Source organism: Exiguobacterium sp. HSB13 (genome assembly GCF_056764755.1).
Genome location: NZ_JBUZOM010000001.1, coordinates 1,129,857 through 1,141,568 on the forward strand (window position 1 = coordinate 1,129,857; position 11,712 = coordinate 1,141,568).

Annotated in this window: 11 protein-coding genes and 1 tRNA gene; all 12 read right to left on the reverse strand. The window is 46.7% G+C overall.

Going from position 1 to position 11,712, the window contains the following annotated elements; genetic code table 11:
• Positions 1–35: 35 nt before the first annotated feature.
• The gene (locus ACZGCQ_RS06220; protein ID WP_481265863.1) at positions 36–2,876 is read right to left on the reverse strand and encodes a 2-oxoglutarate dehydrogenase E1 component; all 2,841 of its coding nucleotides are present in this window, start codon (positions 2,874–2,876) and stop codon (positions 36–38) included.
• 312 nt (positions 2,877–3,188) lie between these two features.
• The gene (locus ACZGCQ_RS06225; RefSeq protein WP_481265864.1) at positions 3,189–3,917 is read right to left on the reverse strand and encodes an amino acid ABC transporter ATP-binding protein; all 729 of its coding nucleotides are present in this window, start codon (positions 3,915–3,917) and stop codon (positions 3,189–3,191) included.
• Positions 3,914–4,558, reverse strand: coding sequence for an amino acid ABC transporter permease (locus ACZGCQ_RS06230; RefSeq protein WP_023468550.1), 645 nt, complete (start codon positions 4,556–4,558; stop codon positions 3,914–3,916). The genes ACZGCQ_RS06225 and ACZGCQ_RS06230 overlap by 4 nt, the downstream gene beginning before the upstream one ends.
• 31 nt (positions 4,559–4,589) lie before the next feature.
• Entirely contained in the window at positions 4,590–5,357 is a 768-nt protein-coding gene (locus tag ACZGCQ_RS06235) for a transporter substrate-binding domain-containing protein (protein WP_023468551.1), read from the reverse strand.
• Between the two features lie 202 nt (positions 5,358–5,559).
• Positions 5,560–5,643 (reverse strand) — tRNA-Leu (locus ACZGCQ_RS06240).
• Positions 5,644–5,685: 42 nt separating this feature from the next.
• Positions 5,686–6,618: an alpha/beta hydrolase gene (locus ACZGCQ_RS06245; RefSeq protein WP_029341930.1), complete on the reverse strand. Its 933-nt coding sequence runs from the start codon at positions 6,616–6,618 to the stop codon at positions 5,686–5,688.
• 21 nt (positions 6,619–6,639) lie between these two features.
• On the reverse strand, positions 6,640–6,981 hold the full coding sequence (locus tag ACZGCQ_RS06250; protein ID WP_023468553.1) for a hypothetical protein: 342 nt from the start codon (positions 6,979–6,981) through the stop codon (positions 6,640–6,642).
• Between the two features lie 15 nt (positions 6,982–6,996).
• Positions 6,997–8,007 (reverse strand): S66 family peptidase, encoded by a 1,011-nt coding sequence (locus ACZGCQ_RS06255; protein ID WP_481265865.1) that lies wholly within the window; start codon positions 8,005–8,007, stop codon positions 6,997–6,999.
• A 188-nt stretch (positions 8,008–8,195) separates the two neighbouring features.
• Positions 8,196–8,558 (reverse strand): DUF779 domain-containing protein, encoded by a 363-nt coding sequence (locus ACZGCQ_RS06260; RefSeq protein WP_023468555.1) that lies wholly within the window; start codon positions 8,556–8,558, stop codon positions 8,196–8,198.
• A gap of 22 nt (positions 8,559–8,580) precedes the next feature.
• Positions 8,581–10,101, reverse strand: a complete 1,521-nt coding sequence (gene adh / locus ACZGCQ_RS06265) for an aldehyde dehydrogenase (protein ID WP_481265866.1) — start codon at positions 10,099–10,101, stop codon at positions 8,581–8,583.
• A gap of 194 nt (positions 10,102–10,295) precedes the next feature.
• Positions 10,296–10,820 (reverse strand): TraR/DksA C4-type zinc finger protein, encoded by a 525-nt coding sequence (locus tag ACZGCQ_RS06270; RefSeq protein ID WP_023468557.1) that lies wholly within the window; start codon positions 10,818–10,820, stop codon positions 10,296–10,298.
• 68 nt (positions 10,821–10,888) lie between these two features.
• The gene (locus ACZGCQ_RS06275; RefSeq protein ID WP_481265867.1) at positions 10,889–11,686 is read right to left on the reverse strand and encodes a hypothetical protein; all 798 of its coding nucleotides are present in this window, start codon (positions 11,684–11,686) and stop codon (positions 10,889–10,891) included.
• Positions 11,687–11,712 lie beyond the last annotated feature (26 nt).

Genomic DNA, 11,712 nt, shown 5'->3' on the forward strand with positions numbered 1-11,712 from the left:
CGTATTCTCCCCCTATGACTCGATTCTATCTTAAGTTATAATGTGTGATTTGATACGTGTGATGGTGCTGTTGGAGTAGAAGCAGTCGCTGTGAGTGCATCATTGATGATACGTGCCTGCTCTACTTTATGACCTGACGGGTCACCTTCTGCTGTACTTGAACGGCGACGACGACCGATGTAACGGACGGTTTGAATGCCGTTCGGTGCAACTGTCTCAAGACGCGGTTCCATGAAGGACCACGCACCCATGTTTTTCGGTTCTTCTTGCACCCAGACCATCTCTTCGACGGCTTCATAGCGCGCGATGACTTCTTGTAAGGCTTTCGCCGGGAACGGATACAACTCCTCGACCCGGACGATCTGTAGCCAATCGAGATTCTCATCTGATTTCGAAACGGCTTCCGCTAGATCGATTGCCATCTTACCAGAACAGAACACAAGACGTTTAACACGATCTGGTGCTTCTCCGAGCCCTGATTGTTCGATGACACGTTGGAAACTACCTTCCGTCAACTCAGAAACATCGGATGTCGCAAGCGGATGACGCAAGAGACTCTTCGGTGTCATGACGACGAGCGGTCGGACTTCCTCTTTACCGAGAATCGCTGCTTGTCGGCGCAATAGGTGGAAATACTGGGCTGCGCTCGATACGTTCGCGACTGTCCAGTTTTTCTCACCCGATAACGTCAAGAAGCGTTCTAAACGACCACTCGAGTGTTCTGGTCCTTGCCCTTCATAACCATGCGGAAGCAACATGACGAGACCTGACGTTTGTCCCCATTTCGCTCGGCTAGCTGAGATGAACTGGTCGAAGATGACTTGACCTGAGTTCGCAAAGTCCCCATATTGCGCTTCCCATAATACGAGCGTTTCCGGAGCGAAGACGTTATAACCGTATTCAAAACCAAGTACACCTGCTTCAGACAACGGGCTGTTGTAGACCGAGAATGATGCAGTTGCCGTTGATAAGGCATGGAGTGGCGAGAAGCCTTCTCCTGTTTTCACATCATGAAGATTAATGTTCCGTTGTGCGAACGTTCCTCGTTCAGAATCTTGACCGCTCAAGCGGATTGGTGTTCCATCTGAGAGAATCGAAGCGAACGCCAATGTTTCGGCATGTCCCCAGTCAATTCCGTTCTTTGTCGAGAACGCATCCGTCCGGCGCTTCAGGACCTTCTCAAGTTTATGGAACACCTGGAAGCCATCCGGCCACTGTAATAATTCTTCGTTGTACACTGTTAGTGTTTCGATCGAGACCCCTGTCTCGATTGTCGGAACGCCTTTAAAGACGACGTCCGGCATGACCCCACCATACTCTTTCTCGACGTTCGGTACTTTTTCGCGCGCCGCTTTCATTTGGTCATTGATGGATGTTTCAATCGATTGAATTTCGTCAGCTGTCGCATCCCCGTTCGCGACAAGTGTTTTCCCGTACAAGACACGAATTGGATCATGTTTATGAATCAAATCGTATAAGACCGGGTTCGTATTCATCGGTTCATCCATTTCGTTATGACCAAAACGACGGTATCCGATCAAATCAATCATGACATCCTTCTTGAACGTTGCCCGGTACTCGCTCGCGAGCAACGCGACAGCGAGACAGCTTTCCGGCTCATCCGCGTTGACGTGGAAAACTGGGATCTCATACCCTTTGGCAAGATCACTCGAGTAACGCGTCGAACGGGAGTCCGTCGGCTCCGTCGTGAAGCCGATCGTGTTGTTCGCGATGATATGAATCGTTCCGCCGGTGTTATATCCTTTGAGATTCGCTAAATTTAATGTTTCAGCCACGATTCCTTGGCCTGGGAACGCTGCATCACCGTGGATCAGGATTGCAGCAGCAGCCGCTTGCTCTTGGCGTGGCGCACCTTTTTGTGAGCGATCATCTTGTGCCGCACGTGTGAAGCCTTCAACGACTGGGTCGACGAACTCAAGGTGCGACGGATTGTTCGCAAGCGTCATCCGCACGTTACGTGTCTCTTGCTCGAGTTTTCGGTTTAAACCGAGGTGATACTTCACGTCGCCCGTCCAACCGTACGTGATTCCAATCGAGCCTTCAGATGGTACGAGGTCGTGGTTTGGTGCATGTTGGAACTCAGCAAAGATCATTTCATATGGCTTCCCGAGTACGTGCGCCAAAACGTTCAACCGTCCACGGTGTGCCATTCCGATATTGATCGTCTCCGACCCGTTCGAGATGAGGTGTCCGACGATCGTGTCGAGCAATGGCACCATCGCATCTAGTCCTTCAATCGAGAAGCGTTTTTGACCGACATATGTTTTATGCAAGTATTTTTCGAAGAGGTCCGTTTCAGCTAAGCGTTTGAACAACTGTTTCTTTTGTTCAGCATCTAGCGTCGCTGTCAAAGCACCTTGCTCGATTTTTTGACGGAGCCATTTCTTTTCATCGAGATCATCGACATGCTGAAACTCAACTGCGGCTGCTCCCGTGTACTGCGCTTTTAAATGTTCGATGCCTTCAAACGCGTCCTGTACACCAGTTGGTGGTTCAGGGCAAATGAGTGACACTGGCATTTTTCGAAGATCTGCCTCTGTCAATCCGTACTGACTCAATTCGAATAACCCTGTTTCTCGCGGATGGTCCTTCAGCGGATAGATATCCGCCGCAAGATGTCCTTTTGCACGAATTTGTTCCGCTAAACGATTCGCCGCAAGATATTTTTCGAAATCTCCTGTCTCGACTTGCATCGGTACGACTGGTTCCGTCACGGGTGCACCATGCTCTTCGAAATAAGCACGTGTCTCCTCATCAACGGATGTCTTATCTTCTAAAAAACGCTCGTACAATTCAATGATGTAGCCAAGGTTTGGTCCATAAAATGCTTGTTGATCTTGCTCGTGGCCTGCCATGTACGGTTCCCCCCGTTTCTATATTTCTCCCCACACATCCAGTGGATACTAAATGTGTTTCCAGCCCTCTACCTGTTAGCGCTTTCAAAAGGAATTGCATGGATGAAACGCTGAACGTCATGAGAAGGAATGATCGTGTCATTCTTCCATGAAAGTGCCTTCGTTACTATATTACTACTCTTTTCCTATGTGTGCATTTCGAATTCCCAAATTCTCACGCTTAAATGTATAAGTTTTTCTTATGAGCGCTTAGCCAGTTATTTATGATTCGTCAAAAAACCGGCGTATCCGCATTTAGATACGCCGGTCTCATCATAAGACTTTACTAAGGAACGATTGCGTCCGTTCGTGTTGTGGAGAATCAAACAATGCTTGTGGTACGTTCTCTTCGACGATATAGCCACCATCCATGAATAAGACGCGATCTCCAACCTCACGAGCAAATCCCATCTCATGGGTCACGACGACCATCGTCATGCCTTCAAGAGCAAGTTGTTTCATGACGGCAAGCACGTCACCGACCATTTCCGGGTCAAGTGCTGACGTTGGTTCATCAAACAACATGATTTTCGGATTCATTGCAAGCGCGCGGGCAATCGCGACCCGCTGTTTTTGACCCCCAGATAATTCACTTGGGTAATTATCCGCTTTTTCACGTAATCCAACTTTATCAAGGAGTTCAAGTGCCCGCTGTTTCGCCTGTTCTTTATCCGATTTACGCACTTTGATTGGTGCAAGCGTGACGTTTTCTAATACGGTCTTATGCGGGAAAAGATTAAAATGTTGAAAAACCATTCCTACTTCTTCCCGGACCTTGTTGATATCGACCTTTGGACTCGTAATGTCGAAATCATCGACGATGACCGTGCCACCTGTAATCTCTTCCAATCGATTCAAACAGCGTAAAAACGTACTTTTCCCAGATCCCGATGGACCGATGACACAGACAACTTCTTTTTCAGCGATCGAGACGTTGATGTCTTTTAAGACTTCATTCGAACCGAAGGATTTCTTTAGATTCTTTACTTCAATGATACTCATCGTAATGTAAACCTCCGTTCCAAGAACTTCGCCACTAGGGACAAGAGATAAATGATGACGAAGTACATCAATCCGACGACGGACCAGACGATGAATGGTTCAAACGTCGTTGACTGCTGTACTTGACCTTGTTGCGTCAAGTCAGCGATCCCGATAATCGACAACAACGATGTATCTTTTAAGCTAATGATCGATTGGTTCGTAATCGTTGGTAACATCCGCCGGAATGCTTGCGGTAAGATGATCTGTACCATCGTTTGACGCCCTGTCATCCCGAGTGAACGTGCAGCTTCTGTTTGTCCTTTATCAATCGACTGGATACCCGCTCGAATGATCTCTGCAAAATAAGCACCGGCATTGATTGCGACCGTCAGTATCCCTGCATACATCCGGTCCATCGATAACCATTCGAGCGAATTGAGTCCAAAATAGATGAAGAATAACTGAACGATGAACGGCGTTCCGCGAATGACATCGATATAGACGATCGCGATCCCGTTTAAGATTTTTGATGGTGATAACCGCATCAATGCGACGACTAAGCCAATCAGAAAGCCGACGATGACCGCGATGATGAAAATATACAATGTGACTTGAAGCCCTTCCAAGAAAAATGGAAATGCGGTTTTGACCACTTCCATTGGCTATCCCACTCCCTTATCGCCTTGCGACTTATTTCAGATACGTATCAACGATTTTATCGTATTCACCGTTTTCTTTCAGATTCGCAAGTCCTTTGTTGATTTTCTTCATCAGATCCTCGTTCTCACCTTTTAAGACAGCGATTCCGTAGTTGTCCCCGTTGAGACGGTCTCCGACAAGTTTTAATCCAAGGTTTTGTTGTTTGTTGGCATATGAGATGACAGGATAATCTTCAATCAAAGCAGCAGCGTTACCATTCTTCACTTCTTGGAACATCGCTGGGCTGTCATTGAACTGTGTGACTGTGAAGCCAAGCTTATCTGCGTTATCCGTTGCATATTTTGCACCCGTCGTTCCCTTTTTGACGGCTACTTTTTTCCCTTTAAGATCGTTAACAGATTTAATACCATTCTCATCTTCTTTGACGACTAAAATAAGACCAGCTTTGAAGTATGGATCTGAGAATGTAACGACTTTCTTTCGTTCTGGTGTAATACTCATACCGGCAATGGCAACGTCCAATTGATTTGCTTGAAGTGCCGGAATGATACCACTAAAGTCCATCGCTTCAAATTGAATCTTGAAGTTCTGATCCTTGGCGATCGCTTTCATGAGATCGATGTCGATTCCCTTGTACGTATCGCCATCTTTGTACTCAAATGGCGGATACGTGACGTCGATACCGACCTTATACGTCTTTCCTTCTGACGACTCTTCTTCTTTTGAACCGATGCTACATGCACCAAGCACGAGAACACAGCTCATCAAGAGCGCTAGCAAGATACTCCCTTTTTTCATGTTTGTTTCCCCTCTCCTATGTGTTAAAGATTGTTAACTCTACTTAGTACTTTCCCTGAAGAGTACCCTCTTTAAAACGTATTTTACCAGAAAAATTCTAAAAAGATAAACTTTTCTGAATTTTTATTCGTTGAAACCGTTTTCTATTCATCATCAAAAAAGGAGGTCATCCCTTGCTGGGATTGCCTCCTTCAATCATTTATGCCGCCGAGAGGACTTGAACCTCCACGGTGTTGCCACCACTAGATTCTGAGTCTAGCGCGTCTACCAGTTCCGCCACGACGACGTTGATTTATGATATTAATATAGCGGGTAACGAACAGAGTTGTCAATCATTTCGCAAGATGTTGCGAACGAACTTCTCGACGACATCATCATACAATGCCGGATCCTCAAAATAGGCCATCGCGTGAGCGGCATTCGGAATGACGACGAGCTCTTTTTCCGTCGGACAAGCTTCATACAGCTCATACACCATGTCTGTCGGTACGAATGTATCCGCCCCACCATGGATGAACAAAATCGGTACTTGTGCCTTTTTGACTTGTTTCAGCGCTGATGCTTCACGGAACGTATAACCTGCCTTTAGCTTCGTCAATACACTCGTCATCCCTAAAAACGGGAAGTGAGGTAAACGGTACATCCGCTTCATCTGATACGCAAGGACAGCATTGACGGACGTATAGGCACAATCAGAAATGATTCCTTTGATTTGTGGTGGGAGTTGTTCGCCACTCGTCATCAATACGGTCGCCCCTCCCATCGATACCCCATGCAGGAACAGTTTCGCATCCTGTCCGATCCGTTCAATCAGATAGTTCGACCAACTGAGACAATCTTCCCGATCATGCCATCCGAATCCGATATAGTGACCGTCACTCATTCCGTGTCCTCGATTATCCGGCATCATGACATGGAAACCGGCCTGATGGTACAGATAGGCGAATCCGGCTAAATCCGTTCCGACGCCTCCGTATCCGTGCACGAGAATGACAATCCGATCTGATGGAACAGGAGACGGAAGGAAATGCCCGCGTAACGTCAAACCATCTTTCGCTTCAATCTCGATCCGCTCGAGCGGCTGCTCCTTGATCCAGGTCTGTCCAGGTTGCATCAATCGGACCATCTCATCACTCAAATCCCGATTATTCGATAAGAAAGGCTTCGGATTCGTGGCGATTGCCATCTCATAAAAATAATAACTCGCTGCTACTAATCCGGATCCGATGACTCCGATTCCAATTTTTGTTCTGCGACGCATCTGCCCCACTCCTTCTTTCCGTTATAGCTCGATCTTCAGTTGAGCAGCATGGTCATCCTCTTCATCCTGCAAGACTTGTTGACGTAATCGTTGTTCTTGTTGCTGACGCCGGTAGGCAAACTCTTGGACAAGCTCTGTACCCGTGAACCCATCTTCTACGAGTTCGCTCAATAAATCCGTTTCTGTCTCGACGACCTCGCCCGGACGTCGCATGACGAGAACATCTCCGACTTGTGCAATCAGCAATTCATCTTCTAGACGAAGTGCATCGTAAAATGGTTCCGGTAACGTCATTCGACGTGTCTCCGGATTGATATGGACGCGTTTATAAACGCCTAATGCTTGAAACTTACGACGTGCCATTGCGTGCTCTCCTTTTTAGTTGAACGTCAGATCGATTCGTGAATCTTTTCCTTGAATACGAACCGTACCCGTCGCTCCATTGATTAACGTCAACTGTGGCGGCTGATGACCGATGTCAAGATCGTATAAGACTGGTAAGCCCGTCTCATCCGCTAGATACTGATACACGTCTAGCCATGTCAGGTCTTCTGTAATCCTTGCAGACGTGCGCCCGAATAAAAAGCCAGCCGCATGGTCGAACCACCCAGCGTACGCCATTTGTCGTAACGTCCGGTGCACCTCTGCAGAATTCGCTTCAGACACCTCGAAGTACCAGAGGATCGGTTCTCCGTTGATCTCTTCATGCTGGAAACGTTGCACATCTCCATACGGTGTCCCAATCAGATGGCGAATCGTCTCCAGACACCCACCAAGTAAACGTCCTGTTACCTCGGTTCGCTCATCAAGTGCTTTCCATTCGGTCGCTTTCGTCAGCTGAAATAACGAACCTGCTGGACGTTCTTCATCAGTCCACTCGGGTTGATAACGATCGGAAGCCCACTGTGTGACGGTTCCACCTGGTTGCGTCGCGAGCACCCGTCGCCAGGCACTTGTCGTCTCATCCCATTCTTCACTTCGAAGCTCAACGAAATTCGGACCATGTGCTGTTGCAATTCCCGTCTGAAGCGTCAGACTGAGCAATAACGTACTGATATCGGAATAACCAAGCAACCATTTTGTTTGGTAAGTAGCTAGCGTCAACTCGGGTAAAAGATCAATGGCACGTTCTCCACCAAATGGCGGGATGACGGCATCAACCGTCTCATCCGTCATCATGTGATTCAATTCCTCAGCCCGTTGTTTGACCGGTGCACTCTCAGCAAGTTGATGCGACCAAATCGTTTCACCTAAACGGACGTTCATTTGCCGTGCTTGTACCTGTTCAACTGCTCGTTCGACCCATTCCTGTTGCTGTTCACGTAATCCGGAGGAGGGCGCCGTCACTCCGATCGTTTGACCTGTCCAACCTAAAAATGGATATTTCATGGTGACCCCCTATAATGTCATAGTGTGAAACTATCTTCTCGTCAAAATATGAGTTCATTATACCGTTCTTATGCCGCATTACCAACTTTTATCCTGTTCGAACGTCGTGATACGAACAAAAAACACGATTCCGTACAAGCGACCCGAATGAACAAGTCGCATCGACGAAACCGTGTTTGATTCCTTCATTAGCTTGATGCTGATAGTTCAGCGTATTCCTCTTGCGTGAACGCACGGGAGCGTGTCAAAAAACGTTTTCCTTCGACACCCTCAAGAGAGAACATTCCGCCTCGACCATCCACGACATCAATGATGAGTTGCGTATGTTTCCAGTACTCATATTGATCTTCATGAATATAAAACGGACAACCACCGATCTCTCCTAGTTTTTTATCCTGATCCCCTAGAAATAGATCACCCTGCGCAAAACACATCGGGGAACTGCCATCGCAACAACCACCAGATTGATGAAACATCAACGGACCGTGCTTTTCTCTCAACTGGTCGATTAACTCTAAACAAGCTGCTGTCGCCTGAACACGTTCCACCATTTGCATCCACGTCCTTTCCGCCTTAGAAGAAACCGAGTTTATTCGGGTTATAGCTAACGAGTAGGTTTTTCGTCCGTTGGTAATGGTTAAGCATCATCTTATGGTTTTCGCGTCCGATACCCGACATTTTGTAACCACCAAATGCCGCGTGAGCTGGATATTGGTGATAACAGTTCGTCCAGACGCGTCCTGCTTCGATCGCACGACCAAACCGGTACGCACGGTTCATATCGCGCGTCCAAACACCGGCACCAAGACCGTACAACGTATCATTCGCAATTTCGAGCGCTTCTTCTTCCGTCTTGAATGTCGTGACCGACAAGACCGGTCCGAAAATTTCTTCTTGGAAGATTCGCATCTTGTTATGCCCTTTAAAGATCGTTGGTTGGATGTAATATCCTTCTGCGAGATCCCCTTCGAGCATGTTACGCTCTCCACCGACGAGACACTCTGCGCCTTCAGATTTCCCGATTTCAAGATATGAAAGGATTTTCTCCATCTGTTCGTTCGAAGCTTGAGCCCCCATCATGACGTCCGAATCAAGAGGATTTCCGATCTTGATGGCTTTGACGCGCTCAAGAACACGTTCCATGAACGGCTCGTAAATTGATTCTTGAATCAAGGCACGCGACGGACACTTACAGACTTCTCCTTGGTTCAATGCAAACATCAGTAATCCTTCGATTGCTTTATCGAAGAAGGCATCATCTGCCTGCATGATATCTTCGAAGAAGATGTTCGGTGATTTCCCACCAAGCTCGAGTGTGACCGGAATCAGGTTCTGTGATGCGTACTGCATGATCAAACGTCCTGTCGTCGTCTCACCTGTAAAGGCGATTTTGGCGATTCGTTTGCTTGAAGCGAGTGGTTTCCCTGCCTCGAGACCGAATCCATTAACGATGTTAAGAACACCTGGTGGAAGTAAGTCTTCGATGAGTTCAACGAGTACCATGATGCTCGCTGGTGTTTGTTCTGCTGGTTTTAAGACGACACAGTTTCCTGCCGCGAGAGCTGGTGCTAATTTCCAGACAGCCATCAGGAGCGGGAAGTTCCACGGAATGATTTGACCGACGACGCCAAGTGGCTCATGGAAGTGATACGCGACCGTATCTTGGTCAAGTTCACCGACCGAACCTTCTTGGGCACGGATGACGCCGGCGAAATAGCGGAAGTGATCAATTGCAAGCGGTAAATCCGCGTTGAGTGTCTCACGGACCGCTTTCCCGTTCTCCAGTGTCTCTGCATAAGCGAGCATCTCAAGGTTTTCTTCCATCCGATTCGCGATTTTATTTAAAATGTTTGAACGTTCCGTTACAGACGTCTTCCCCCATGCTTCTTTTGCGGCATGTGCTGCGTCAAGAGCCAGTTCGATGTCTTCCTTACCGGAACGAGCAACTTGGCACAATACTTTACCGGTGACAGGTGTTACATTATCAAAATATTCTCCCCCGACAGGTGCCGTCCACTTTCCATTGATGTAATTTTCATACCGTTCCTTGTACTGTACTTTTGACCCTTGCTTGTTCGGAATGTCATAAATCATGCGTTATTTCCTCCCTCAACTAAAATGGTCAAGCAGTGAGATGGATGCTTGTATGCGCTTACATTTTAATATAGGCTAAAACAGCCCTCTCGATACCATCGTACCAAAATTATATGAAAAGTCAAAAAATTCCGGTAAATATCTGTGATTTTTTTCGAAAAAAAACATCTCCGTTTTCAGGAGATGTTTTACGATCAAGACCGTGTCGGGTCAATCCCGTCTTCTTGGTCAGACGGTGTATCGGAACTACCAAAGTCACTCACTTTCGAGAAACCGTCCGTATCACCGTCGATGTCTTTCCCGCGGGCTGTGACAGATGGATCCAGTACGTCTTCTTCGCTTGGTCGCGAATTCGGATCGTTCTCGTTTTGTTCTGCTTCTTCTTTTGCATGCTCGATGCATAATAACGTCTCCGGAATGATATCAAGACGTTCAATCTCAATCTCTTTTCCACAGACCTTACAAATGCCATACGTTCCGTCCTCGATCGCTTTTAATGCACGATCAACATCCGACAGCATGTCTTCTTGCATATCCGTGATCGCTTGATCGCGTTCGCGCAAGAACAATTCATCGCCGGAATCAGCAGGATGATTATCGTAACTCGACAATTCACCTTCATCGTAATCCGTATCGCGTTGTTCGATGTTTGATGTCGTCTTTTCTTTTTCCTTTAATAATCGTTGCTTGAATTCTTCCGTCTGTTGTTTAGATAACATGATTGTTCGACTCCCCTTCGTTATAACCTCTGTTAAGAATGTAGCCTATTCGAAGAAGAGTTAAACCATCACGAACATTTATAAGAACGAATTGATCCATGCAGATCACAGATGACCGTCATGCATTCATTCCCATCGTTAAAACAAATCTGATGTGATCGTCCGTTCTTGGATGTCGTGATGTCATCGATCCACAATTGCGAAGCATCTGCCGAAGACAGCATCGCAATTTTGTCACGAATCATGAATAAATCAAACGGTAACAGATTCAAGGATTGAATCGTCAACCCATGTTTACGGAAGAGTGGATCAAGCTGATATTGCGAAAGACTATACAAACACTTCTCGGCCCCACCAATCAACAACTGAATCGAATGGGAGGGCTCATGACTATCGATGCGCTCCTTGTGCAGGATGATTCGTCCTCGAACACCAGACTCATTGAAAATTCGTTGCGTATCCTCTTGTGAAAGGCGTAGTCCACCTTCCTTCACCTTTAAGACGATGTGGGCGAATTCAGCAAAATCAGGTTTCCCGATTTCAAGCGCCGGGATATGACGGACTTCTTCGCGTTCAATGATTTCAATCAAGTCACGCTCAACTTGGACACTGACCGTATCTGTCGAAAAGACACGAACGTCGATCACGAATTGATCAAGTACCGCATTTACTTCGATCGTGTACGTCAAATCAAGGTTTTTTTCTTGTTCAACCAATAGTCGATTCAAGATGAGTTGATGCAATAAATGGACTGGTGTACGTGAAGAAAATTGACTCGAATAAATCAAATGTTTTGGTCCGGTTCCTTTTGTAGTTTTTGGTCGTGCTCCGTTTAATCTATATACGTTCACTTTATAATTCAACATATGATCACCTTCTCTTACCTGAAAAA